At 74.1% G+C, this 22,896-nt stretch carries 28 protein-coding genes and 1 tRNA gene; 6 read left to right on the top strand and 23 right to left on the bottom strand.

Annotated features, from left to right (window positions below):
- Positions 1-3: 3 nt before the first annotated feature.
- Genes OSR43_RS04735 through OSR43_RS04725 form a run of 3 tightly spaced genes read right to left on the bottom strand, consistent with a single transcriptional unit; the run spans position 4 to position 2,334 of the window.
- Positions 4-639, bottom strand: coding sequence for a YigZ family protein (locus OSR43_RS04735; protein ID WP_302269912.1), 636 nt, complete (start codon positions 637-639; stop codon positions 4-6).
- Positions 630-1,412 carry a TSUP family transporter gene (locus OSR43_RS04730; protein ID WP_302269910.1) on the bottom strand — a complete coding sequence of 261 codons (783 nt, stop codon included), beginning with the start codon at positions 1,410-1,412 and terminating at the stop codon, positions 630-632. The genes OSR43_RS04735 and OSR43_RS04730 overlap by 10 nt, the downstream gene beginning before the upstream one ends.
- Positions 1,413-1,437: 25 nt before the next feature.
- A complete protein-coding gene (locus tag OSR43_RS04725) occupies positions 1,438-2,334 on the bottom strand; it encodes a DUF3068 domain-containing protein (protein ID WP_302269909.1) in 897 nt (298 codons plus the stop codon).
- A gap of 107 nt (positions 2,335-2,441) precedes the next feature.
- On the opposite strand from OSR43_RS04725, the gene OSR43_RS04720 reads away from it, so the two are divergent.
- Both OSR43_RS04720 and OSR43_RS04715 read left to right on the top strand, forming a co-directional pair.
- Positions 2,442-3,320: a cobalamin-binding protein gene (locus OSR43_RS04720; protein ID WP_302269907.1), complete on the top strand. Its 879-nt coding sequence runs from the start codon at positions 2,442-2,444 to the stop codon at positions 3,318-3,320.
- A gap of 99 nt (positions 3,321-3,419) precedes the next feature.
- Positions 3,420-3,809, top strand: a complete 390-nt coding sequence (locus tag OSR43_RS04715) for a DUF2695 domain-containing protein (RefSeq protein ID WP_302269905.1) — start codon at positions 3,420-3,422, stop codon at positions 3,807-3,809.
- Here OSR43_RS04715 and OSR43_RS04710 read toward each other — a convergent pair.
- Positions 3,716-5,734, bottom strand: a complete 2,019-nt coding sequence (locus OSR43_RS04710; protein ID WP_302269904.1) for a VWA domain-containing protein — start codon at positions 5,732-5,734, stop codon at positions 3,716-3,718. The two genes, OSR43_RS04715 and OSR43_RS04710, sit on opposite strands and share 94 nt — an antisense overlap.
- Complete coding sequence (locus OSR43_RS04705) at positions 5,734-7,122, bottom strand: magnesium chelatase (protein ID WP_302269903.1); 1,389 nt, start codon at positions 7,120-7,122, stop codon at positions 5,734-5,736. The genes OSR43_RS04710 and OSR43_RS04705 overlap by 1 nt, the downstream gene beginning before the upstream one ends.
- Positions 7,123-7,193: 71 nt before the next feature.
- On the opposite strand from OSR43_RS04705, the gene OSR43_RS04700 reads away from it, so the two are divergent.
- The 3 genes from OSR43_RS04700 to OSR43_RS04690 are packed head-to-tail and all read left to right on the top strand — an operon-like array spanning position 7,194 to position 8,992.
- Positions 7,194-7,553 carry a YchJ family protein gene (locus OSR43_RS04700; protein ID WP_302271576.1) on the top strand — a complete coding sequence of 120 codons (360 nt, stop codon included), beginning with the start codon at positions 7,194-7,196 and terminating at the stop codon, positions 7,551-7,553.
- Positions 7,550-8,083, top strand: a complete 534-nt coding sequence (locus OSR43_RS04695) for a GNAT family N-acetyltransferase (RefSeq protein ID WP_302269902.1) — start codon at positions 7,550-7,552, stop codon at positions 8,081-8,083. Before OSR43_RS04700 ends, OSR43_RS04695 begins: the two co-directional genes overlap by 4 nt.
- A 15-nt stretch (positions 8,084-8,098) precedes the next feature.
- The gene (locus OSR43_RS04690) at positions 8,099-8,992 is read left to right on the top strand and encodes a DUF559 domain-containing protein (RefSeq protein WP_302269901.1); all 894 of its coding nucleotides are present in this window, start codon (positions 8,099-8,101) and stop codon (positions 8,990-8,992) included.
- 73 nt (positions 8,993-9,065) lie between these two features.
- Here the strand turns inward: OSR43_RS04690 and OSR43_RS04685 are convergent, their stop codons facing one another.
- From OSR43_RS04685 to OSR43_RS04675, 3 genes are all read right to left on the bottom strand, one after another.
- Entirely contained in the window at positions 9,066-10,259 is a 1,194-nt protein-coding gene (locus tag OSR43_RS04685) for a lipid-transfer protein (RefSeq protein ID WP_302269900.1), read from the bottom strand.
- Positions 10,256-10,708 (bottom strand): Zn-ribbon domain-containing OB-fold protein, encoded by a 453-nt coding sequence (locus OSR43_RS04680; RefSeq protein ID WP_302269899.1) that lies wholly within the window; start codon positions 10,706-10,708, stop codon positions 10,256-10,258. The genes OSR43_RS04685 and OSR43_RS04680 overlap by 4 nt, the downstream gene beginning before the upstream one ends.
- A 66-nt stretch (positions 10,709-10,774) precedes the next feature.
- Complete coding sequence (locus OSR43_RS04675) at positions 10,775-12,160, bottom strand: cystathionine beta-synthase (protein ID WP_302269898.1); 1,386 nt, start codon at positions 12,158-12,160, stop codon at positions 10,775-10,777.
- Between the two features lie 90 nt (positions 12,161-12,250).
- Between OSR43_RS04675 and OSR43_RS04670 the strand changes: the two genes are divergently transcribed.
- Positions 12,251-13,303 (top strand): SGNH/GDSL hydrolase family protein, encoded by a 1,053-nt coding sequence (locus OSR43_RS04670; protein ID WP_302269897.1) that lies wholly within the window; start codon positions 12,251-12,253, stop codon positions 13,301-13,303.
- 86 nt (positions 13,304-13,389) lie between these two features.
- Here OSR43_RS04670 and OSR43_RS04665 read toward each other — a convergent pair whose 3' ends face one another.
- The 15 genes from OSR43_RS04665 to OSR43_RS04595 all read right to left on the bottom strand — a co-directional run bounded on the left by OSR43_RS04665 (position 13,390) and on the right by OSR43_RS04595 (position 22,879).
- Positions 13,390-14,253 (bottom strand): Bax inhibitor-1/YccA family protein, encoded by an 864-nt coding sequence (locus tag OSR43_RS04665; RefSeq protein WP_302269896.1) that lies wholly within the window; start codon positions 14,251-14,253, stop codon positions 13,390-13,392.
- A gap of 104 nt (positions 14,254-14,357) precedes the next feature.
- On the bottom strand, positions 14,358-15,050 hold the full coding sequence (locus tag OSR43_RS04660) for a class I SAM-dependent methyltransferase (protein WP_302269895.1): 693 nt from the start codon (positions 15,048-15,050) through the stop codon (positions 14,358-14,360).
- A 56-nt stretch (positions 15,051-15,106) separates the two neighbouring features.
- A tRNA-Leu gene (locus OSR43_RS04655) sits at positions 15,107-15,180 on the bottom strand.
- Positions 15,181-15,197: 17 nt separating this feature from the next.
- Positions 15,198-15,755, bottom strand: a complete 558-nt coding sequence (def, locus tag OSR43_RS04650; protein ID WP_302269894.1) for a peptide deformylase — start codon at positions 15,753-15,755, stop codon at positions 15,198-15,200.
- A complete protein-coding gene (locus tag OSR43_RS04645; RefSeq protein ID WP_302269893.1) occupies positions 15,752-16,282 on the bottom strand; it encodes a glycine cleavage system protein R in 531 nt (176 codons plus the stop codon). The genes def and OSR43_RS04645 overlap by 4 nt, the downstream gene beginning before the upstream one ends.
- A complete protein-coding gene (locus OSR43_RS04640; protein ID WP_302269892.1) occupies positions 16,279-17,070 on the bottom strand; it encodes a uracil-DNA glycosylase in 792 nt (263 codons plus the stop codon). Before OSR43_RS04640 ends, OSR43_RS04645 begins: the two co-directional genes overlap by 4 nt.
- 59 nt (positions 17,071-17,129) lie before the next feature.
- Entirely contained in the window at positions 17,130-17,384 is a 255-nt protein-coding gene (locus OSR43_RS04635; protein WP_302269890.1) for a hypothetical protein, read from the bottom strand.
- 58 nt (positions 17,385-17,442) lie between these two features.
- Positions 17,443-17,664 (bottom strand): DUF3618 domain-containing protein, encoded by a 222-nt coding sequence (locus OSR43_RS04630; RefSeq protein WP_302269889.1) that lies wholly within the window; start codon positions 17,662-17,664, stop codon positions 17,443-17,445.
- Entirely contained in the window at positions 17,661-18,101 is a 441-nt protein-coding gene (locus tag OSR43_RS04625; RefSeq protein ID WP_302269888.1) for a phage holin family protein, read from the bottom strand. The genes OSR43_RS04630 and OSR43_RS04625 overlap by 4 nt, the downstream gene beginning before the upstream one ends.
- A gap of 57 nt (positions 18,102-18,158) precedes the next feature.
- Entirely contained in the window at positions 18,159-19,085 is a 927-nt protein-coding gene (locus tag OSR43_RS04620) for a Ppx/GppA phosphatase family protein (protein WP_302269887.1), read from the bottom strand.
- Entirely contained in the window at positions 19,055-19,570 is a 516-nt protein-coding gene (locus OSR43_RS04615) for a DUF501 domain-containing protein (protein ID WP_302269886.1), read from the bottom strand. Before OSR43_RS04615 ends, OSR43_RS04620 begins: the two co-directional genes overlap by 31 nt.
- A complete protein-coding gene (locus OSR43_RS04610) occupies positions 19,567-20,157 on the bottom strand; it encodes a septum formation initiator family protein (RefSeq protein WP_302269885.1) in 591 nt (196 codons plus the stop codon). Before OSR43_RS04610 ends, OSR43_RS04615 begins: the two co-directional genes overlap by 4 nt.
- A 20-nt stretch (positions 20,158-20,177) precedes the next feature.
- Positions 20,178-21,455 (bottom strand): phosphopyruvate hydratase, encoded by a 1,278-nt coding sequence (eno, locus tag OSR43_RS04605; protein ID WP_302269884.1) that lies wholly within the window; start codon positions 21,453-21,455, stop codon positions 20,178-20,180.
- A gap of 49 nt (positions 21,456-21,504) precedes the next feature.
- A complete protein-coding gene (locus tag OSR43_RS04600) occupies positions 21,505-22,179 on the bottom strand; it encodes a MazG nucleotide pyrophosphohydrolase domain-containing protein (protein ID WP_302269882.1) in 675 nt (224 codons plus the stop codon).
- A 4-nt stretch (positions 22,180-22,183) separates the two neighbouring features.
- Positions 22,184-22,879 (bottom strand): hypothetical protein, encoded by a 696-nt coding sequence (locus OSR43_RS04595; protein WP_302269880.1) that lies wholly within the window; start codon positions 22,877-22,879, stop codon positions 22,184-22,186.
- Positions 22,880-22,896: the final 17 nt, after the last annotated feature.

Genomic DNA, 22,896 nt, shown 5'->3' with positions numbered 1-22,896 from the left:
AGCCTAGGGAACGTCGACCCAGCGCTCACCGGCGTTCCGGGCCGACGCCGCCCCGTGGGTCAGCTCGGCCAGGAGCGCGTGCAGCCGGTCCTCCTCCTGCGGGGCGACCCCGACGGTCAGCTCGACGGTCGCGGCGTACGCCGTGCCGAGCACCGCCACGCCGCGCGTGCGCAGCTCGGTCTCGACCCGTCCGGCGTCCGCGTGGGCGACCTCGACGACCAGCTCCCGGCGCAGCTCGCGGCGCAGGGTGCCGGCCGCCTCCAGCCCCGCGCGCACCGCGTCGCCGTAGGCACGGACCAGGCCGCCCGCACCCAGGAGGGTCCCGCCGAACCAGCGGGTCACCACGGCCACCACGTCGGAGACCTCGTTCCCGCGGAGCACCTCCAGCATCGGCGCGCCGGCCGTGCCGGCGGGCTCGCCGTCGTCGCTGGACCGCTCGACCGGGACCGGTGGCGGGCCCAGGACGAACGCGCTGCAGTGGTGCCGGGCGTCCCAGTGCTCCTTGCGCAGCGCCTCGACCACCGCCCGGGCCGCCGGCTCGTCCTCGACCCGGCGCAGGGTGCACCGGAAGCGCGAGCGCTTGACCTCGATCTCCGCCTCGGCGGCACGGGCGAGCGTGCGGTAGCCGCTCAGGACCACAGCCCGAGCACCTCGCCGCCGATGCGCACGACGAAGGCGGCGACCACCAGCACGAAGAAGACCCGGACGAAGCCCGAGCCGCGGCTCACGGCGGTGCGCGCGCCGAGGTACCCGCCGACCAGGTTGCACACGCCCAGGACCAGGCCGGTGCGCCACAGCACGGCGCCCTGAGGCACGAACAGCAGCAGCGCACCGAGGTTGGTGGCCCAGTTGGCCAGCCGCGCCTTCGCCGACGCCTCGAGGAAGCCGTAGCCGAGCAGGCCGACCAGCGCGAAGACGAAGAAGCTGCCGGTGCCCGGCCCCAGGGCGCCGTCGTAGAAACCGATCACGAAGCCCACGAGCATCGCCAGGCCGACGTGCTGGTGGCCGCTGAAGCGCAGCGCGGTGGCCTCGCCCAGCCGCGGCTTCGCGAGCACGTAGGCGCCGACGAGCACCAGCACGACCAGGACGATCGGCTCGAACGCCTCCCGTGGGACCTGCGAGGCCGCCAGCGCTCCGAGGAACGCACCGGCCAGTGCGAGCGCCATCATCGGCAGGAACGTCCGGGGGTCCGGACGGACCCGTCGGTAGTACGTCGCGGAGCTGACGGTGGTGCCGCAGACCGAGCCCAGCTTGTTGGTCGCCAGGATCTCGACCGGCGAGGCGGCCGGGAGACCCACCAGCAGCGCGGGCAGCTGGATGAGTCCCCCGCCGCCGACCACCGCGTCCACGAAGCCTGCGGTCAGCGCCGCCAGCCCGAGGAGGGCCAGCACGGTCAGCGTCGGGTCCTCCACCGGGAGGACGCTAGTCGCCGGCCGGTCAGGCGGTGTGGGCGGCCTTCTTCTGCCGGCGGCCGGTCAGGACCAGGGCGATGCCGGCCAGGACGCACAGCGCGCCGCCGATGAACCCGACGAGCGGCACCGTCTTGGTGAGCAGGTCGACGCTGGCGATGTTGTCCTTCGTGTCGGCGACGTTGTCGGCGACCTCCTCGTCGGTGTACTGCATCTGCAGGTCCAGCACCTCGGTGCCGTCGGCGAGGTAGCGCTGCTGGTCGATGACCTGCTTGATGATCGCGCCGGTGCGCGGGTCGACGGAGTACTCCTTGCGGTCGGAGTAGAGGCCGTCGATGTCGCTGCCGAGGTCGATCGGGGCGCGCTCGGTCTCGGTGACGTAGACGTTCACGTCGAGGCCGTCGATCTCCTCGGTGCGGTCGAAGCGCGCGGTGACCGGCTCGTCGATCACGTTGTCGTAGACCTCGTAGTCCTTCTCCTCGGCGTCGAAGGGCCACTTGTTGACCAGGCCCTCGAAGGGCTCGACGTCGTCGGGCAGCTCTGAGCCGTCGACCGCCAGCGCGGTCTCCCGGTCGGTGGCGAAGGTCTCCTCGCCGGCGGAGATCAGCCGGTCGTCGTCCTCCGCGACGCAGTCGGGCGTCTCCCCGTCGACCTCGACCAGGCAGGTGGCCTGCTTGAAGTAGACGGTGTCGTCGTCCGAGGCGTCGGTGTCGGACTTGGTGGTGCTGGTGTACCTCACCTCGAGCTCCCGGGTCTCCCCGGTCGAGGTGTTCAACCGCTCCGCCGTGCCGGTCAGGTCGGTCTTCTGGTCGACCTCCACCGGCGTCTTCTTCACCGCCCCCGGCGCCCAGGCGACACCCAGGATCCCGGCCACCAGCAGAAAGGCGCCCAGCCCCAGCAGAACTCGTCCCACGATCACACGCACGTTTGCTCCCGTACCTCTCCCTAGAACCCTCGGGCGGAAAGTTACCGTGTGGTAGCCGTCACGCCCGAATCGGGTGTGACCTGGACCTCCCACCTAGGGTCCGAGGCATGCGCATCGTCTCCCTGCTCCCGTCGACCACGGAGGTCCTCTTCGCCCTCGGCGCGGGCACCGACGTGGTCGGCGTGACCTTCGAGTGCGACCACCCGCCCGAGGCGCGGGACCGCCCGATCGTCTCGACGTCGGCGATGCCACCCGGGCTCCCGCCGGCCGAGATCGACGCGTACGTCGCGCGGGCGGTGGCGGCCGGCGAGGACCTCTACCACCTCGACGAGGGCGCGCTGGCGGGGCTGGACGCCGACCTGGTCGTCACCCAGGACCTCTGCGCGGTGTGCGCGGTCGACGTCTCGGTCGTCGACGACGCGCTGGCCCACCTCGGCTGCACCGCGGACGTGCTGACCGTCGACCCGCACACGCTGGAGGAGGTCCTGGACTCCTTCCTGCGGCTCGGCGCGGCCACCGGGCGCACCGCCGAGGCCGGGGCGCTCGTCGCCGCCACCCGCGCCCGGCTGGCGGCCGTGGCCGCGCACGTGGCCGGCCGCCGACGGCCCCGGGTCGCGGTGCTGGAGTGGACCGACCCGCCGTACGCGCCGGGCCACTGGATCCCCGAGATGGTCGAGCTCGCCGGCGGCACGTGCGTGCTGGGCGCGGCCGGGAAGAAGTCGGAGCGGGTCACCTGGGAGACCGTCCGCGCGGCCGAGCCGGAGGTGTACGTCGTCGCGCCGTGCGGGTTCGACCGGGCCGGCGCGCAGGCGCAGGCCGACGCCCTGCTGGCCGCCGGGCTGCTCCCCGCCGGAGCCCGCGTGCTCGCCGTCGACGCCGACGCCTCCTGGGCCCGCCCCGGCACCCGGCTGGTCGACGGCGTCGAGGAGCTGGCGGGTTTCCTGCACGGGTGGGGCGCGACGCAGGGGTCCCCGGTCCACCGGTGACTCCCTCGCTTCCCGGGGCAGATCTGCCCCGGTAAGCGAGGGACTGCCCCGGGAAGCCGCCGCTCGGCACCGTCGGTGGTCGCCGGTAGGACGGTCCCCGTGCGTGCCGAGTGCCTCGTCTGCTTCACCACCCGCCAGGTCCTGCTGGAGGGGTGCGACCACACACTGCGGTGGGTGGGGACGTTCCGGGAGCTGCGGTCGCCCACCGCCACGGGCCTGGAGAAGCGGGTCGCGTCGTGCGACTGCGCCACCCTCGAGCGGTGGACCCTGGGGCGGCACCTGCTCGTGCGCGACGTGCGCACCGACGAGCTCGAGCAGCCGCCCGAGGCGCCCCGCTGCGCCGGGGTCGGCGCGACCTCGACGCACCCCTGCGCGAACTGGGAGCGGGTACGGCGTCAGCCGACCCAGAAGCCCCGCCCGCCGAACCAGCCGCCCAGGTCCCCGGAGCCACCGGCCCCGCCGGACGAGCCGCCCCTGCTGCCGAGGTAGGAGCCGACCACGGCCGCGCCGAGGTCGTCGAGCTCCGGCGCGACGACCCGGCCGTCGACCCGGCGGGCCATCGACTCGATGAAGCGGGCCAGGCCGGGGTCCTCGCCGAGGCGGAAGAAGGTGGTCTGGGCACCGAGCCGCCCCGCGTTGTCCAGCTCGCGCACGGCGTACGCGACGGTCAGCGGGTGCGGCGGGTAGCTGAACCACACCTCGCCGCCGGGCTCGAGGTGGGAGGTCGGCTCGCCGTCGGTGACGATCAGCAGCACCGGCTGGGCGTTGGGGTGCTTGCGGAAGTGGCGGTTGGCGAGCAGCAGCGCGTGGTGGAGGTTGGTCCCCTTGTCCCACATCGCGTCCAGCGCGGTGAGCTGCTCGATGCCCATGACCTCCGCGTGCCGGCCGAAGCCGATCAGCTGGAGGTGGTCGCCGCGGAAGCGGGAGCGGATCAGCGTGTGCAGCGCGAGCGCGGTGCGCTTCATCGGCACCCACCGGCCGTCCATCGCCATCGAGAACGACGTGTCGACCAGCAGCGCGACCGCGGCCTGCGTCCGGGCCTCGGTCTCCTGGACCTCGACGTCGCCGATCTCGACCAGCGGTCCGCCCGGGTCGCCGGCGCGCCGCAGGACCCCGTTGAGCACGGTGCGGGTGACGTCCCACGGCTCGGTGTCGCCGAACGCCCACTCGCGGGTGGCCCCGGAGCGCTCGCCGGCAGCGCCCGCGCGGTCCATGTCGCGCTGGCCCTGGCGGCCCGAGAGCCGCTGGGCCACGTCGCGCAGCAGCGCCTTGCCGAGCTGGCGCATCGCCTTCGGCGTCAGCCGCAGCTGCCCGGAGGAGTCGCGCTTGAGGGTCCCGGAGTCGCGCAGCGCCTTCTCCAGCTGCTGCAGCGTCCGGGCGTCGACGGCGGCCTGGTCCCCGAGCTGGCGGGCCAGCTTGTCGAGGTCCAGGTCGTCCATCCGGGCGCCGCCGTAGGACTGCGAGAGCTGGTCGGACAGCTCGTCGAGGTCGGCCAGGTCCTGGAAGACCCCGGTGCCGTCGCCGAGGCCGAGTCCCTCCTCGCCGTCCATCCGCTCCGAGCCGCCCCAGTCCTCGTCGGGACGCAGCGCCTGCAGGTTCGAGTCGAGCTGGGACAGGGAGTCCATCAGCTCGGGGCTGCCGAAGGCCTCGGCCGCGAGCGCGTCGAGCTCGTCGCGCTGCTCCTGGGTCATCGAGTTGCGCATCCGCTGGGCCGCGGCCGCGCGTTGGGCGAGGGAGTCGAGCAGCTCGTCGACGTTCGAGGGACCCTCGGGGAAGAAGTCCCCGTGCTTGTCCATGAACTCCGCGAACTGCTCGTCGGTGTCCTCACCACGGCGGTGCGCGTCGAGCAGCCGGTTGAGGTCCTGCAGCATCTCGTTGACGCGCGCGCGGTCCTCGTCGGTCGCGCCCTCGAGCGCCTGCTTCATGCCGGCGAACCGCTGCTCCAGCATCTCCCGCCCGAGCAGGTCCTTGATCCGCTCGTAGTCCTCGCGCGCCTGCCGGCTCTGCCAGTCGTACGACGACAGCTCGCTCACCGCGGCCGCGGGACTGCTCGGCAGGTTCTCCAGCTGCATCTCCCGGAAGGACCGGTCCGCGTCGTCCATCATCGCGTCGCGGGCCAGCTGCTTGCGCTCCTCCAGCACCGCCCGGTCGAGCAGCTCCTTGACCTCCTGCAGCGTCCCGTCGAGGTTGTGCCGCTGGAGCAGCTCGCGCCGCCGCTCGGCCACCCGCCGCGCCAGGTCGTCGAGCCCGCGCTGGTCCTGCCCGCCGCGGCGCAGGAACTCCTGCATCGCCCGCTCCGGGGAGTAGCCGGCCATGACGTCCTCGCCGATGGCGTCGAGCGCCTCGGCGAGGTCCACCGGCGGCGCGAGCGGGTCACCCCCCTCGTAGCGCCGGAACCGCGTGCGGTCCTTCATCAGCCGTAGACCGTCTCGGAGCCGTCGGTGTCCTTGCCGACCTTCCGCGCGAGGTAGAGGCCCTCGAGGGCGAGCTCGATGGCACCGGCGCGCTGGCCGTCGTTGGTGGCCCCCAGCCGGTCGCAGATGTCGTCGTACAGCTCGGACTCGCCCAGCACCGGCAGGCCGGTCAGGAAGTCCCGGGCCGTGACCCGCTCGCCGGTGGTGACCATCGCGCCGTTCTCGATCGCGTCGACCAGCAGGCTCATGTCGAGCCCGCGCAGGTGGGTCCGGACGGTCTCGGCGGTGGCGGTGCGCAGCAGGTGCGTCAGCACCTCCTCCTCGCGGCCCTCCTCGCCCGACTCGAACTCGACCTTGCCGCCGAGCACCTCGACCGCGGTCTCGAGGTCGACGACCCGGGCGACCGCCTCGTCCTCGCCGCGGCTGGTCGCGCGGTGGATCGCGGCGGCGGCGATGGTCTCGGCGCCCGCGATCGCGAAGCGGGCGGAGACGCCCGAGCGCTGGTCGACGGCGCTGGACTCGCGCAGGTTGCGGGTGAAGCGGGCGAGGATCTCGACGAGGTGGTCGGGGACCTCGGCGACGAGGTCGGCCTCCTGCCGGATGACGGCGACTTCGTCCTCGAGCGCCGTCGGGTAGTGGGTGCGGATCTCCGCGCCGAAGCGGTCCTTGAGCGGGGTGATGATCCGGCCGCGGTTGGTGTAGTCCTCAGGGTTGGCGCTGGCCACGACGAGCACGTCGAGCGGCAGCCGGAGCACGTAGCCGCGGATCTGGATGTCGCGCTCCTCCATCACGTTGAGCATCGCGACCTGGATGCGCTCGGCGAGGTCGGGCAGCTCGTTGATCGCCACGATGCCGCGGTGGCTGCGCGGGATCAGCCCGAAGTGGATCGTCTCGGGGTCCCCGAGGCTGCGGCCCTCGGCCACCTTCATCGGGTCCACGTCGCCGATCAGGTCGGCCACGCTGGTGTCGGGGGTGGCCAGCTTCTCGGCGTACCGATCGTCGCGGTGCCGCCACTCGACGGGCAGGTCGTCGCCGAGCTCGGCGGCGCGGCGCCGGGAGACGTGGGTGATGGGGTCGAACGGGTGCTCGCCGAGCTCGGAGCCGGCGATGACCGGCGTCCACTCGTCGAGCAGGCCGACCATCGTGCGCAGCAGGCGGGTCTTGCCCTGGCCGCGCTCGCCGAGCAGGACGACGTCGTGGCCGGCGATGAGCGCCCGCTCGAGCTGGGGGACGACGGTGTCCTCGAAGCCGTGCAGGCCGGGCCAGGGGTCGCGGCCCTCGCGGAGGGCGGCGAGCAGGTTGTCGCGGATCTCGACGCGCAGGGGCCGGTGCACGTGGCCCGACGCGCGGAGCTCGCCGACGGTGGAGATCGTGGGAGCAGAAGTCACGCTTTCACGCTACTCAGCAGGCAAACCCGCGACCCCGGCCCCCGTACCGTCGGCACGTGAGCGCCCCGCCCCTGCGACCCCTGTGCCCCTGCGGATCCGGCGAGGCGTACGACGCGTGCTGCGGCCGGCTGCACCGCGGCGCCGCGCAGGCGGCGACGGCCGAGGAGCTGATGCGCTCGCGGTACGCCGCGTTCGCGCTCGGCGACACGGCGTACCTCTGGCGCACCTGGCACCCGCGCACCCGCCCCGACGACCTCGTCCTGGACGCCTCGCAGACCTGGACCGGTCTCGCCGTGCTCGGCTCCGGCGAGGACTGGGTGGAGTTCGTGGCGTCCTACGACTCCCCGGCGGGGCCGGGCGAGCTGCGGGAGCGGTCCCGCTTCGAGCGGCGCGGCGGTCGCTGGGTCTACCTGGACGGGGTCGTCGGGTGAGCACGGCGGGCGTGGTCGTCCGGCCACGCCGGCCCGACGACGTACCCGTCCTGGTGGAGGTGCTGGCCGAGCAGCAGCCCGGCTCGCGCTACCCGATGCGGTGGCCGCTGCCGTTCCCCGTCGAGCGCTTCCTGGTCCGAGGGACCGAGGAGGCGGCCTGGGTCGCGGAGCTGGACGGCCGCGTCGTCGGCCACGTCGCCGTCTGCTCGGTCCCCGACCCCGAGGTCTTCGGGGTCCCCGGCGACCTGGTCTCGGTCGCCGTGCTGTTCGTCGGCCTCGCCGTCCGCGGCACCGGCACCGGCGGGCTGCTGCTCGACACCGCCGTGGCGTGGGCCCATGAGCACGAGCGCTTGCCGGTGCTCGACGTCGTCCCCCGCCACTCCCGCGCGATCGCGGTCTACCGCCACCGCGGCTGGGTCGAGGTCGGCCGGGTCCGCCCTGACTGGCTGCCGGCCGACGAGGACGACGTGGTCCTGATGACCCTGCCGCCCGGGCCTGTGGAGAGAGGCGGGCGAGCGGTGCCCGCCTGAACCAGACTCGGCCGCGTGCCGGACGTCGTCGAGCTGCTCGCCGACCTCGGCGGGGTCGCCCGCCGGGGAGTGCTGCTGGCAGCCGTCGACCGAGGGATGCTGGAGGCCGCCGTCTCCGCCGGCCGGGTCGGCCGCGTCGGGCGCGGTCTCTACGCGCTGCCCGGGGTCGACGAGTCGGTCGAGGTCGCGGCGCGCCTGGGCGGCGTGGTGTCCCACACCAGTGCGGCGCTGCGCCACGGCTGGGGCGTCGCGACCGTGCCCACCCGGCCGCACGTGACCGTCAGCCGAGGGCGGCGCCTCGGGTCGAGGGCCGGCGCCGCGACGGTCCACCGCGCCGAGCTCGCCCCCTGCGAGATCGAGGACGGCGTGACGAGCCCCGCGCGGACCCTGCTCGACTGCGCCCGGTCGCTGCCGTTCAGCGAGGCGCTCGCCGTGGCCGACTCCGCACTGCGCGAGTCCGGCTGCCACCAGCTGCTGCAGCAGGTCGCGGACCGGGCCCAGGGGCCGGGCTCACGACGGGTGCGGGCCGTGGCGGAGCAGGCGACGGCCCTGGCGGCGAACCCGTTCGAGTCGACGCTCCGCGCCGTCTGCATGGACGTGCCGGGCCTCGCGGTGCGTCCGCAGGTGACCGTCACCGACGGCGCGTTCGCGGCCCGCCCGGACCTGGTCGACGAGCGGCTGCGCATCGTGTGCGAGGCCGACTCCTTCGAGTGGCACGGCGGGCGGTCCGCGCTGGCCTCCGACGCCCGCCGCTACAACCGGCTGGTGGTCGCGGGCTGGATCGTCCTCCGGTTCAGCTACGAGGACGTGATGTTCCACCCCGACGAGGTGCGCGCAGTGCTCCTGCGAGCGGTAGCGCTCGCCGCAGTGCTGAACCAACGAGGCCCGGGGGGACGGGACGCCGCCTGAGCGAGTCGTGGACCGCGACGTTGGTTCAGCACTTCGGCGTGAGCGCCGGCCTCAGCGCGGCCTCGGTGCGGGCTCAGCGGGTGAGCACGACCGAGGACCCGTGGCCGAAGAGACCCTGGTTGGCGGTGATGCCGACGCGGGCGCCCTCGACCTGGCGGCCCTCGGCCTGCCCGCGCAGCTGCCAGGTGAGCTCGCAGACCTGCGCGAGCGCCTGGGCAGGGACGGCCTCGCCGAAGCAGGCCAGGCCGCCGGACGGGTTGACCGGGATCCGGCCGCCGATGGTGGTCTCCCCGGCACGCAGCAGCTTCTCGGCCTCGCCGGGCCCACACAGCGCGAGGTCCTCGATCCAGTCCAGCTCCAGCGCGGTGGAGAGGTCGTAGACCTCGGCGACGTCCACGTCCGCCGGTCCCACCCCGGCCTCCTCGTACGCCGCGTGGCCGATGGAGGACTTGAAGGTCCGCTCGGGCTCGCCCGTGGCGACGGTGGAGTCGGTGGAGAGGTTCGGCATGTCCATGACCGTGTTCGGGAAGGTCGGGGTGACCGTGGAGATGCCGGCGATCCGGACCGCGTCGCCGAGGCCGTGCCGCTGGGCGTACTCCGTGCTGGTCACCAGCACCGCGGCGGCGCCGTCGGAGGTCGCGCAGATGTCGAGCAGGTGCAGCGGGTCGGAGACGACCGCGGACCCGAGGACGTCCGCGACGGTGACCTCCTTGCGGTAGCGCGCGTAGGGGTTGGCCAGGCCGTGGCGGGCGTTCTTGACCTTCACCTGCGCGAAGTCCTCGCTGGTGGCGCCGTAGAGGTCCATCCGGCGGCGGGCGTAGAGCGCGAAGTAGGCCGGGTTGGTCATGCCGAGCAGGCGGAACCGCAGCCAGTCGGGGTCGTCCCAGCGCTCGCCGGCGTTGGGGGCGAGGAAGCCCTTGGGCGTCGTGTCGGCACCGACGACCAGCGCGACCTCGGAGAGCCCGGCGAGGATCCGTGCCCGGGCGGTGTCGAGCGCCTGTGCGCCGGTCGCGCACGCGGCGTACGACGTGGCGACGCGGGCGCCGTTCCACCCCAGCGCCTGCGCGAACGTCGCGCCGGCGACGTACCCGCCGTAGCCGTTGCGGACCGTCTCGCCGCCGACGACGAGGTCGACGTCGCCCCAGGCGACGCCGGCGTCGGCGAGCGCGGCGCGGGCGGCGTGCACGCCGTACTCCACGAACGGCTTGCCCCACTTGCCCCAGGGGTGCATGCCCACCCCGAGGACGCTGACCTGACCTGCGCTCACTGCTCGGCCTCCTCGCCCAGCTCGGTCACGGGCTTCCAGCGCCAGATCGACCGCTCGCCCGTCTCGTCGGTGTAGAGCGTCTCGACGACCAGCTCGGCCTCGGCACCCACCCGCAGGTCGGCCACGCCGTAGCCCTCGGCGACCTGGCCCAGGACCGTCAGGCCCTCGGGCAGCTCGACGGCGGCGAGGGCGAAGGGCACGTAGGGGTCGGTGGCCGGCACGTACGGCGGCGGCGGCTGGTACTGCGCGTCGGTGTAGGACCAGATGGTCCCCCGCCGCGAGAGCTCGACCTGCTCGAACTCCTCACCCGAGCACGCCGGGTTCCGGCAGAAACCGCCGGCGGGCGGGAAGTACACCGTGGTGCACGCGGTGCAGCGTGATCCGACGAGGGCCGGCTCGGCCCCCGTGGTGAACCACCCGTCGATCGCGGGCGTGGCGGTCGTCGTCATCCGGCCTCCGAAACTAGAACGTGTTTCGACCCTAGCGTCGTCGGCCCGATGACGGCCCGTGGAGTCTCAGGCGCCGGCGAGGAAGCTGAGCAGGTCCTGGCGGGTGACGACGCCGACCGGCTTGCCCTCCTCCTGGACCAGCAGGGCGTCGGCGCCCTCGAGCAGCGCGACGGCGTCGCGGGCGTCGGCGTTGGCGCCGATCGTCGGCAGCGCCGGCGACATGTGCTGCTCCACCGGGTCGGTCAGCTTGGCGTGGCCGGCGAAGAGCGCGTCGAGCAGGGTCCGGGACGACACCGACCCCGCGACCTCCGCGGCGACCAGCGGCGGCTCGGCGCGGACGACGGGCATCTGGGACACGCCGTACTCCTCGAGGATCTGCACCGCCTCGGCGAGCGTCTCGCCGGGGTGGGTGTGCACGAGGTCGGGCACCCGGCCGTCCTTGCCGCGCAGGACCTCGCCGACGGTCTGGGCGGCCTGCTCGCCGCCGAAGCCGTACTGCGAGAGCCACTCGTCGTTGAAGATCTTGCCGAGGTAGCCGCGGCCGGAGTCCGGCAGCAGCACCACGACCACCGCGTCGGTGCGGCCCGCCGCGGCGAGCTCGGTCGCCAGCTGCTTCGCGGCGTACGCCGCCATCCCGGAGGAGCCGCCGACGAGCAGCGCCTCCTCACGGGCCAGCCGGCGGGTGAAGGCGAAGGAGTCGGCGTCGGAGACCTCGATGACCCGGTCGGCGACGCTGCGGTCGTAGGTGTCGGGCCAGAAGTCCTCGCCGACGCCCTCGACGAGGTAGGGCCGGCCGGTCCCGCCGGAGTAGACCGAGCCCGAGGGGTCGGCGCCGACCACCTGGATCTCGGGGTTCTGCTCCTTGAGGTAGCGGCCGACGCCGCTGATGGTGCCGCCGGTGCCCATGCCGGTGACGAAGTGGGTGATCCGCCCCTCGGTCTGCGCCCAGATCTCCGGACCGGTGGTCTCGTAGTGGGAGCGGGGGTTGTTCTGGTTGGCGTACTGGTTCGGCTTCCACGCGCCCGGCTGGGAGGAGAGCCGGTCGGAGACGTTGTAGTAGGAGTCCGGGTGGTCGGGGTCGACGGCGGTCGGGCAGACCACGACCTCCGCGCCGTACGCACGCAGCACGTTGCGCTTGTCCTCGCTGACCTTGTCCGGGCACACGAAGACGCACTTGTAGCCGCGCTGCTGGGCGACCATGGCCAGGCCGACACCGGTGTTGCCCGAGGTCGGCTCGACGATGGTGCCGCCGGGCTGGAGCTCGCCGGAGGCCTCCGCCGCGTCGATCATCCGCGTCGCGATGCGGTCCTTCACCGACCCGCCGGGGTTGAGGTACTCGACCTTGGCGAGCACGAGCGGGCCCTCGGCGCCGCCCAGGTCGTCGAGCGTGCGACCGAGGCGGAGCAGCGGGGTGTTGCCGATGAGGTCGAGGAGCGAGTTCACGTACTGCACCGAACCAGGCTAGAGGCGGTCGTCACGCCCGTCTAAACCCCGCGCTCATCCCCGCACCCACCCGGCGAGGGGCATCCGTAGAGTGCACGCGTGGGGAAAGCAGCTGCAGCACGGAAGCTCGCCGGCGCCGCGGCCTTCGGAGGGGGCGGGGTGTCCGCGCTGGGCGCCGCGCTCTACGGGGTGATGCGCGTCGAGGCGAAGCTGGCCCGCAAGACGATCGGCGAGCCGCGCGACGAGCCGCCCCCGGACGCGACCGGGTGGTACGGCCGGGGTCGTCCCGGACCGGCCGTCAAGGTCGCGCTGCTCGGTGACTCCAGCGCCGCCGGGTACGGCGCGGAGCGGGTCGAGGAGACCCCCGGGGCCCTGCTCGCCAGCGGCGTCGCGGAGCGCGCCCACCGGCGCGTCTACCTGCGCAGCTTCGCCGTCGTGGGGGCCAAGTCCTCCGACCTCGACGAGCAGATCACGCGCGCGCTGCCGATCGAGCCGGACGTCGCGGTGATCCTCGTGGGCGCCAACGACGTCACCCACACCGTGCTGCCGTCGCACTCGGTCCGCCACCTCGCCGAGGGCGTCCGTCGCCTGCGCGAGGCCGGCGTCGCGGTGCTCGTCGGCACCTGCCCGGACCTGGGCACCCTCAAGCCGATCGCTCCCCCGCTCAAGCAGGTCGCCCGCGCTTGGTCGCGGCGGCTCGCCGCCGGCCAGACGATCGCCGTGGTCGAGGAGGGCGGGCGGACCGTCTCGCTGGCCTCGATCCTCGGCCCGGAGTTCGCCGCGGCGCCGGCCCTGCTCTTCGGGCCCGACCAGTTCCACCCCTCCGCGCAGGGCTACCGCTCGCTGGCCTCGGTCCTCCTCCCCTCGACGCTCGCCGCGCTCGGCCTGCTCGCCGTCGGCGACACCGACGTCGAGCCGTACCGCGGCGAGGGCGTCCTGCCGATCACCGCGGCCGCGCTGCAGGCGGTCAACACGCCGGGCACCGAGCTCGGCGGCACCGAGGTCGGCGGCAACCGCCGCGGTGTGCGCGGCCTCTGGGTCGAGCTGCGGCACCGCCGCCGCCACCCCTCCACCGACGGCACCGCGCCCGAGCAGGCCGACGACGAGGCCGGCGACCAGTCGGCCACGGAGACGGAGCCCGCCCAGACCTGAGCGGGTCCGGACGCACGACGGCCCCGGACCGAGGTCCGGGGCCGTCGTGTACCGCGCCGACCGTTGCGGGGGTCGGAACCTGGGGGTCAGTCCTGGCTGAAGATCGCCAGGAGGCGCAGCAGGTTGGTGTAGATCCAGACGAGGCTGACCGTCATCGCGAACGCCGCGCGCCACGACTCACGCTCGGGGACGCGGTTGGCGACACCCTGCTCGACGAAGTCGAAGTCGAGGATCAGCATGAAGACACCGAGCACCAGGCCGGCCAGCGAGAACAGCAGGCCCACGCCGCCGAAGCCGTAGAGGCCCAGCGAGGGGCCGAAGAACCCGAGCACGAGCTCGAGCAGGCTCAGCGCCACCATGCCGAAGACGGCGGCGACGACGAAGGTGCGGAACTTCTGCCCGACCTGGATGTTGAAGAACTTGTACGCCGCGAGCGTGCCCGCGAACGCCGCGAAGGTGCCGATGACCGCCTGGGTCACGATGCCGCCGCCGAACTGGGCGTCAAACACCTTGCTCAGGCCGCCGAGGGCCACGCCCTCGAGCGCCGCGAACGCCAGCACCAGGGCCGGGCTGATCACGCGCTTGAAGGAGTTCACCATCGAGAGGAGGAAGGCGCCGAGGGCACCGATCGTCACGGCGGCGTAGAGGCCGCTGAGGTCCTCGGCGGTGGTCGCGGTGTCGATGGCCGGGGTCAGGACCCAGGTCAGGAACGCGAACACGATGACGGTGCCGAGCGTGATCGCGGTCTTCTGCACCGTCGAGTCGATCGTCATCGGGCCGCCGGTGGCCTGCGGGGTGGTGGGGGCACCCGGGGTGCCCACGCCCCACTGGGACGGGTCGGAGCCGCCGGGGTAGGAGGCTCCTCCGGCGTACGTCTGGTTGCCGTAGGTGTTCGCGCCGCCGCGGTTGAACTCCTCCGAGCGACGGAACACCGGGTTGTTGCTCTGCATGGTCTCTCCTTGGAGGCCGTGGAACTGGTGGGCCCACCCTAGTGGGGCCTGTGCAGGTACAACGCCCGGCGAGCGTCCCGCGTTCCCGTCCCGGCGCGTTTCCCTCAGGAGATCCGCACGGCCCGGACAACGGAGTCGTGGACGGTGACCTCGCGGCCCTCGACCAGCTGCCGGCGCGCCTGCACCTCGGCCACCCGGACGTCCCAGGTGGCGGGGTCCAGGTGGGCGACGACGTCCTCCGGCGTGGGCATCAGCGGCAGCATCGCCGCGTGCTGGTCGCGCGCAGCGAGGTCCTGGGGGTGGTGACCGACGTACAGCAGCGTGCCGCCGACGGTCACCGCCGCGCCCAGCCGGCGCAGGACGTCGCCGCGCAGCTCGACCGGCGGGTGCAGGAAGTGCGCCGAGACCAGGTCGTACGTCGCCGGGAGCCCCTCCCCCGCGACCAGGTCGACCAGCGCCCACTCCACCGTCACCCCGGCCGCGGCGGCGTGGGCCGCCGCCTTCTGCAGCGCCACCGGGGAGACGTCGACCCCGGTGACCTGCCAGCCCTGCTGGGCCAGCCAGACGGCGTCGGCACCCTCGCCGCACCCGACGTCGACCGCGCGACCCGGCGCGAGGTCGGCGACCTGCTCGACCAGCCGCCGGTTGGGGTTGCCCGACCAGACCGCGTCGGTGGCGCCGTACCTCTCGTCCCAGAAGCCGGCGGTCCACATGGCCGGGTCGATCGGCCGGCTCGGGTCGTGGTTATCAGAGCCGTGCCGGTGGGTGTGCTCGGGACTGTGCGTGTGCTCGCTCATGTCGAGGAGCCTGCCGCTTCAGGTCGACCTGAAGTCAAGCGTGCCGGACCCGACGGTGCCCCCGGCGGGACTCGAACCCGCAACTACCCGCTTTTAAGGCGGTCTCCTCTGCCGGTTGGGACACGGGGGCCCGCAGCCACGGCGTGGCTACAGGTAAGTCTTGCGCGGGTGGATCGCGTGCGCGCCGGCGACCCGGTCCACGAACAGGAAGCCGTCGGTGTGGTCGATCTCGTGCTGCAGGGCCCGCGCCTCGAAGGCGTTGGCGGTCACGGTGACCTCCTCGCCGCTGCCGGGGAGCTGCCCGCGGACGACGACCCGGGAGGCGCGCTTCACGTCGCCGGTGAGGTCTGGGACGCTCATGCAGCCCTCACGGGCCTTCTCGTTGCGGCTGGACTCCACGACCTCGGCGTTGCACAGCACGAACGTGCCGTGGTGGTCGCGGGTCTTGGGGTGCTCGGAGACGTCCACGCAGAAGACGCGCGCCGACACCCCGACCTGGTTGGCGGCGAGCCCGACGCAGCCGGGGCTGACCCGCATGGTGGCGACCAGGTCGGCGGCGAGCCGGACCGTTGCGGCGTCCGTGGGGTCGACGTCGGCCCCACGGGTCGACAGCACCGGGTCCGGCGCGCGGACGACGTCGAGCACCCGCCCCTCGACGCCGAGCTCCCGCTCCGACCAGCCGAGGACGGTGTCGTTGACGCTCACAGGTCGTCTGCCTCCACCGCACGCAGGGTCGCGCCGACGCCGAGCTCGGCGGCGGCCGCGCCGACGGCGGCCTCGAGGGCCGGCACGTCCGCACCCGCGGGCAGGTCGATCTCGGCGACGAGCAGGTAGAGGTCGCCGGCCAGGCGGGTGGTGAGGTCGGTGATGTTGCCGCCGACCGCGGCGACGCGCGCCACGACCGACGAGACGATGCCGGGCCGGTCACCGCCGTGGACGGTGAGCACCCACGAGGTGCCGGCCGGACCGGCGGCGTCCTCCTGCGGCACGTCGCGGACGGTGACGGTCAGGGTGCCGTCGGCGGTCAGCGGCTGCAGCGCGGCCTCGATGGCGGCGACCTCGGCCGGGCCCGCGCACAGCAGCATCATCGCGAAGTGACCCCGCAGCAGGGTCATCGTGGAGTCCTCGAGGTTGAGCCCGAGGTCGGCCAGCCGACCGGTGGCCTCGGCGATGATGCCGGGCCGGTCGTGGCCCAGGACGGTGATGGCGTGCAGGGGTGCGGGGGTGGTCACCCGGGCATTCTCGCAAGGGCCGCCGCACGGCCGAGCACCTCGTCCAGCATCGGCTCGGTCAGGGTGCCCGTGAAGGTGTTCTGCTGGCTGGGGTGGTAGCAGCCGAGCAGGGTCACTCCCCCACCCTCCGCGGGAAGCTCGACCTCCGCGCCGTGCCCGAACCGCGGCTTGGGGACGGGTACGGCGTGCCCCGCCCGACGGTAGGTGCGCAGCGCGGCGTCCCAGCCGAAGGAGCCGAGGGCGACGACAACGCGGACCGAGTCGGCGACCAGCGCCACCTCGCGGTCCAGCCACGGGGCGCAGGTGTCGCGCTCCTCGGGGGTCGGCTTGTTCAGCGGCGGTGCGCACCGGACGGTGGCCACCAGCCGGGTGTCGACCAGCGCCAGCCCGTCGGCCGCGTGCACGCTGGTCGGCCGGTTGGCGAGACCCACCCGGTGCAGGCTCGCGAACAGCCAGTCCCCGGAGCGGTCGCCGGTGAAGACCCGACCGGTCCGGTTGGCGCCGTTCGCGGCCGGTGCCAGGCCGACGACCAGGATGCGCGGGTGCCCGGCGCCGAAGCCGGGGATCGGGCGGCCCCAGTAGGGCTCGCCGGCGAACGACGCCCGCTTCGTGTGCGCGACGTCCTCGCGCCACCGGACGAGCCGGGGGCAGGCCCGGCACACGCTGACGCCGGCCCCCAGCTCGTGGAGGCCGGCGTCGCGGGCGGTGCGGCGTACCTGTGCCGGCGTGGTGGCCACCGGGGTGGCCGCGTCGGCCGGGTCCCCCGGCCAGCCCGTGCCGGGCGGCACGGGCGAGGCGAACAGCCGCCCGGTCGCCGGGTGCGGGAGGAGGCTGCCGGTGTCCTCGGTCAGGGCGCGGGCTGGATCGAGGTCTCGCGGCGGGCCTTGTCGGCGACGCTGGAGGCGGCCTCGGTGGCCTTGTCCTTGGCGGCCTCGGCCACGGCGGCGGCCTGCTCGGTCGCCTTGGCCGCGGCGGTCTGCACGGTCGGGTTCTCCGCGACCTTGCTGGCGCCGGCGCGGATCTGCTCGTAGCGCTCGCGCCCGGCCTTGGAGCCCAGGACGTAGCCGATGGCGATGCCGGTCAGCAGGATGAGCTTCTTCACGGTTGCTCCTCGAGGGTGGTGCGGTGGATGGACAGGTCTGCGGGTCGGTGGGCCGGGGTCAGCGCCGGGAGCGCCGGGAGCGCCACACCTTGAGCACGACGACGAGGAGGACCACGCCGCCGGCGGCGCCCAGGACGACCGGCGGGCCGCCGAGCTCGTCGACCTTGCGGCGTGCCCGGGTCTTGACGTCGAGCTTGGCCTGCAGCTCGGTGACGGTCCCGGCCAGCTCCGCGCGCTGGCGCGCGATGTCGGCCTCGATCTCCTCCGGCGTCTGGCTCATGACCGGGCTCCCTTCACCGTCGCGACGTCCTGCTTGACGCCCGCGACCGCTCGCTCGGGAGCCGCCGGGGTCGCCTGCTGGACCTCCTTCTTGCCGACCAGCGCGGCGATGCCCGCGCAGACCAGCAGGACCGCGGCCACGATCAGCGCGGCGGCCCAGGCGGGCAGCACGAGGTCGAGCGCCAGGACGGCGGTCGCGACGAGCGTCGCGAGGCCGAGGAACCCGAGCAGCCCGGCCACGCTGAAGAGGCCCACGCCGAGACCGGCCTTCTTGCCCTTCTCGGCGAGCTCGGCCTGGGCCAGCCGCATCTCGCTGCGGATCAGGTCGGGGACCTGCTCGCTCAGCCGGTGCACCAGCGCGCCGACCGTGGTGTCGTCCCCCGGCTCGTCCCGGGGAGGGCCGGCGTGGCTGCCGTGCGCCGTCGTCGAGTGGCTCATGCCTGACCCGGTTGCCCGAGGCGCGAGCCGCAAACGGTCACGGCCCGGTTGCGGCGCTCAGTCGACCAGCGACCAGGCGATGCCGTCGAGGATGTCGGACTCCGAGACCACCAGCCGGCCGACGCCGGAGCGGCGCAGCACCTGCCGCAGGACGATCGCCCCCGCGCCGACCACGTCGGCCCGGCCGGGGTGCATGAACGGCAGGGCGCGCCGCTGCTCGACGGTCATCGCGACGAGCCGGTCGACGGCGGCGTGCACGTCCGCGACGTCCAGCACCTGCTGGTCGATCGCGCCGGCGTCGTACGCCGTGAGGTCCAGCGCCGCCGCCGCGACCGTCGTGATCGTGCCGGCGACCCCGACGACCGTCGCGGCCCGGGCCGGGTCGACCGGGCAGGCGTCGAGCGCGGCGTCGACGTCGCGGGCGCAGGCGTCGACCTCCGCCGCCGTCGGCGGGTCGGAGAATGCGTGCCGCTCGTGCAGGCGCACCGAGCCGACGTCCATCGAGTGCCCCTCCGGCGGCCCGTCGGGGCCACCGAGGACCAGCTCGGTGGAGCCGCCGCCGAGGTCGACCACGAGGACCGGCCAGGCCGGCTCCTCGCGCAGCCCGCGGGCGGCGCCGGCGAACGACAGTGCGGCCTCCTCCTCGCCGGTCACCACGTCGGGGTCGATCCCCAGGCGCTCGCGGACGCCGGCGGCGAACACCTCGGCGTTCGCCGCGTCCCGCGTCGCCGAGGTCGCGCAGAGCCGGACCCGGGCCGCGCCGTGCTCGCGGACCAGCGCGGCGTACTCGTCGAGCGCCGCGAAGGTCCGCGCCAGCGCGGCCTCCGACATCCGACCCGTCGCGTCGATGCCCTCCCCGAGCCGGACCACGCGCATCTCGCGGACCACCGGCCGGTGGGGGGTCTCGCAGACGAGCAGGCGGATCGAGTTGGTCCCGCAGTCGACCGCGGCGATCACGCCGACGGGGCCTCGGGCGTCACGCACGGGCCGGCCGCCCACCACTCGCCGAGCAGGTCGAGGACCTCGTCGCCGAGCGGGTTCACCCCGCGTCCCTGGGCCAGCGACTGGCCCGCGAGCACGTGCAGGCACTTGACCCGGTCGGGCATGCCGCCGGCCGAGATGCCCGCGATCTCCGGCACGTCGAGCCCGGCCTCCCGGCCGATCGCGTCGCGGGCCTCGAGGTAGCGCTCGTGCGCCGCGGCGTACTGCTCGGCGAGCGCGGGGTCCTCGGCCAGCCGCTCCTGCATCTCCTTCATCAGCCCCGAGCCCTCCAGGGTGCCGATGCGGGAGGCCGCGCGCGGGCAGGTCAGGTAGAACGTCGTCGGGAACGGGGTCCCGTTCGGCAGCCGCGGCTCGGTGGTCACGACGTCGGGGTTGCCGCAGGGGCAGCGGTGCCCGACCTCGTGGATGGCTCGCGGCTCACGTCCCAGCTGCGAGGCGATGGCCGCCTCGTCGCGGGGCTCGATCACTCGGTCTCCTCGTTCTCTTCGGCGCTGCCGTCGATCTCGGCGGCCGGGGGTGCGCCGTCCTTGGGTGGGTGGCCGGCCAGCTCGACCGACTCCCAGGCGCCGACCCACCACGCCTCGGGGGCCTGCTCCGGCAGGTCGTCGGGGTCGCTGAGGCGAGCTCCGGTCGTCAGCGGCTCGTCGTCCTGGAGCACGACGAACGGCGTCTCACCGGGCAGCACGTAGCCGAGCTCGGCCCGAGCCCGGGACTGCACGAACGCCGGGTCCTGCCAGCGCTTCTTCTCCCGCTCCAGGTCGTCGATCGCGGCCTTGCGCTCGGCGATCTGCGCCTTGAGCTCGGCGATCTCGCCCCGCTGGTGCAGGAAGGCCCGCATCGAGGAGGCGTAGGAGACCGCCAGCACGGCGAGCACCAGCACGAGCACCGCCGCCCGGCCGGTGAGCCGGGGGCGGCGCCGCGCGGGTGCGTCGTCCGGGCGGCCGGGCCGGGTGCCGCGCGCCGCTCCGGCAGCAGCACCGGCGCTCGGCCGGCCAGGCCCGGTGCGCCCCCGCGGGCGTCGTGCCCCACGGGGGTCGCGTCGGTCGTCGGCCATGGGCCAAGCCTGCCCGACGATCAGCCCTGGTAGCGGGGGAACGCGCCGGGGCCGGCGTAGCGGGCTGCGTCACCCAGCTCGTCCTCGATGCGCAGCAGCTGGTTGTACTTGGCGACGCGCTCGGACCGGGCGGGGGCGCCGGTCTTGATCTGGCCGCAGTTGGTGGCCACGGCGAGGTCGGCGATGGTGGTGTCCTCGGTCTCGCCGGAGCGGTGGCTCATCATGCAGCGGTAGCCGTTGCGGTGCGCGAGCTCCACGGAGTCGAGGGTCTCGGTGAGCGAGCCGATCTGGTTGACCTTGACCAGCAGCGCGTTGGCCTGGCCGCCGGTGATGCCGCGCTGCAGCCGCTCCACGTTGGTGACGAACAGGTCGTCGCCGACGAGCTGGGTCGTCGCACCGAGCTGGTCGGTGATGGCCTTCCAGCCGTCCCAGTCGTCCTCGTCGAGCGGGTCCTCGATGGAGACGATCGGGTAGGAGGAGACCAGGTCGGCGTAGTAGGCCGTCATCTGCTCGGCGCTCTTCTGCTGGCCCTCGAAGGTGTAGGAGCCGCCCTCGCAGAACTCCGAGGCGGCGACGTCCAGCGCGAGGACGACGTCCCGGCCGAGCGTGAGGCCGGCGGCCCCGACCGCCTCGGCGATCAGGTCGAGCGCGGCGCGGTTGGACTCCAGGTCCGGCGCGAAGCCGCCCTCGTCGCCGACGCCGGTGGCCAGGCCGCGCTGCTTGAGCACCGACTTCAGCGCGTGGTAGACCTCCGCGCCGGTGCGCAGCGCCTCGCGGAAGGTGGGCGCGCCGATCGGCGCGATCATGAACTCCTGGATGTCGACGTTCGTGTCGGCGTGCGCGCCACCGTTGAGGATGTTCATCATCGGCACCGGGAGCAGGTGGGCGTTGGGGCCGCCGACGTACCGGTAGAGCGGGAGGCCGGCGGAGTCCGCAGCCGCGCGGGCGACGGCGAGGGAGACACCGAGGATCGCGTTCGCGCCGAGCGTCGCCTTGTTGGGCGTGGCGTCCGCGTCGAGCATCGTCTGGTCGACGACGCGCTGGTCGTCGGCGTCGAGACCCTCGATGGCGGGGCCGATCGTCTGGATCACGGCCTCGACGGCCTTCTCGACGCCCTTGCCGAGGTACCGGTCGCCGCCGTCGCGCAGCTCGACCGCCTCGAAGGCGCCGGTGGAGGCGCCGCTGGGGACCGCGGCGCGGGCGAACGCGCCGTCGTCGAGGAGGACCTCGACCTCGACCGTGGGGTTGCCGCGCGAGTCCAGGATCTCGCGGGCGCCGACAGCTTCGATGGATGCCACGTTGGGTTGTCTCCTACGGTTCTCGGGGCGGAACGGGCCGTGGCCGACCCTAGTCCCGCGGCCCCTCCGCCTGCCGCAGTGCCCGGCGTACGGCGTCGCGCAGCGCCTGCTCGGGGTCGGTGCCCGCCGCGCGGGACTCCGCCACGAGCGCGAGCAGCCGGTCCCCCACGTCGTCGCCCCGGCTCGCGGCGACCGGCGTGCCGGCCCGCTCGAGCCGGTCGAGCACCTTGTCGGCGTAGAGCAGCGCGGGGAGCCCGGGCGGCAGCCCCTCGGTGACCGAGGAGCGCTGCTTCTCCGCGGCCTTGGCGGCCTCCCACGCCTCGTTCACCGCGGCCGGGTCGTCGGCGTCGACCCCTGCGGCGTCCGCGGCGGAGCCGAAGACGTGCGGGTTGCGCCGGTGCATCTTCGCGGTCACGTCGGCGGCCACGTCGTCGAGGGTGAACGCCCCGCGCTCCTCGGCCACGACCGCGTGGAAGTAGACCTGGAGCAGCAGGTCGCCGAGCTCCTCGCGCAGGTGGGACCAGTCGCCGGTCTCCTCCCCCAGGTCGATCGCCTCGAGCGTCTCGTGGGTCTCCTCGAGCAGGTGCCGGGCCAGGGTGCGGTGGGTCTGGGCGCGCTTCCAGCCGCACTCGGCCCGCAACCGGCGCATGACGGCCAGGAACTCCAGCAGCGGTGCCCCGTCGGTCTGCGGGTCGGTCTGCGGGTCGGACTGCGGGTCGGGCATGCGGTCAGCCGCAGCGCTGCGACTCGGGCAGCGTGGCGGCGTACTCCGCGTCGGGCGACTCGGCCATCGCGGCGGTGGCGACGTCCCCGACCGCGACCGAGGTCGAGGTGTCGGTGTCCACCGGCTGCCCGCCCTCGAGCGTCACGCCGTAGCGCGGGTTGACCTCCACGTCGTGGTCGTCGATCCAGGCGGCGAGGGCCTCGTTGCCGAGCTGGGCGACCTGCTCCTCGGAGGCGTCGGCCAGGCCCTGGTCCTCGGCCAGCCGGCGGCCGACCCCGATGACGAGGTCGCTGACCAGGCTGCCGGCCGACTCGACCTCGACGACCGCCTCCTGCTGGTCCTCGGGGAGGTCGGCGACGGCGGACTCGAGCTGGGCGACCTGCCCGGAGTACTCCGCACCGGGCTCGACGCCGTTCTCCTCGGCCAGCTGCTCGGCGGCCGCCGCGAGCGTCAGCTGCCCGGCGACGCCGCTGGTCAGGTAGCTGTTCGGCAGCACCTGCCCCTCGAGCTGCGGCGTGATCGCGTCGCAGTACGACGCCGCCAGCCCGTCCACCCGGTCGACCGTGATGTCGGTGTCCCCGACCGAGGCGGCGACGCCCGGGGAGAACCCGGTCCCCGCCACCCCGCACCCGCTGAGCAGGCCGGAGGCGAGCAGGGTCGAGGCGGCGGCGAGGCCGAGGAGGGGACGGGCTTGCTTCACGGCGTCTCCTGGAGGTG

Origin of the sequence: Nocardioides sp. Arc9.136 (assembly GCF_030506255.1) — a bacterium.
In the GTDB taxonomy this organism is placed as follows: Bacteria; Actinomycetota; Actinomycetes; order Propionibacteriales; family Nocardioidaceae; genus Nocardioides.
Note: the sequence above shows the minus strand (reverse complement) of the source record. Positions and strands in the feature narration are given on the sequence as shown.

Coding starts and splice junctions, on each gene's coding strand:
- OSR43_RS04720 (WP_302269907.1), top strand. CDS start 2,442: ATGCGCATCGTCTCCCTGCTCCCGTCGACCACGGAGGTCCTCTTCGCC.
- OSR43_RS04710 (WP_302269904.1), bottom strand. CDS start 5,734: ATGAAGGACCGCACGCGGTTCCGGCGCTACGAGGGGGGTGACCCGCTC.
- OSR43_RS04680 (WP_302269899.1), bottom strand. CDS start 10,708: ATGACGACGACCGCCACGCCCGCGATCGACGGGTGGTTCACCACGGGG.
- OSR43_RS04665 (WP_302269896.1), bottom strand. CDS start 14,253: ATGCAGAGCAACAACCCGGTGTTCCGTCGCTCGGAGGAGTTCAACCGC.
- OSR43_RS04660 (WP_302269895.1), bottom strand. CDS start 15,050: ATGAGCGAGCACACGCACAGTCCCGAGCACACCCACCGGCACGGCTCT.
- OSR43_RS04630 (WP_302269889.1), bottom strand. CDS start 17,664: ATGAGCCAGACGCCGGAGGAGATCGAGGCCGACATCGCGCGCCAGCGC.
- OSR43_RS04625 (WP_302269888.1), bottom strand. CDS start 18,101: ATGAGCCACTCGACGACGGCGCACGGCAGCCACGCCGGCCCTCCCCGG.
- OSR43_RS04610 (WP_302269885.1), bottom strand. CDS start 20,157: ATGGCCGACGACCGACGCGACCCCCGTGGGGCACGACGCCCGCGGGGG.
- OSR43_RS04600 (WP_302269882.1), bottom strand. CDS start 22,179: ATGCCCGACCCGCAGTCCGACCCGCAGACCGACCCGCAGACCGACGGG.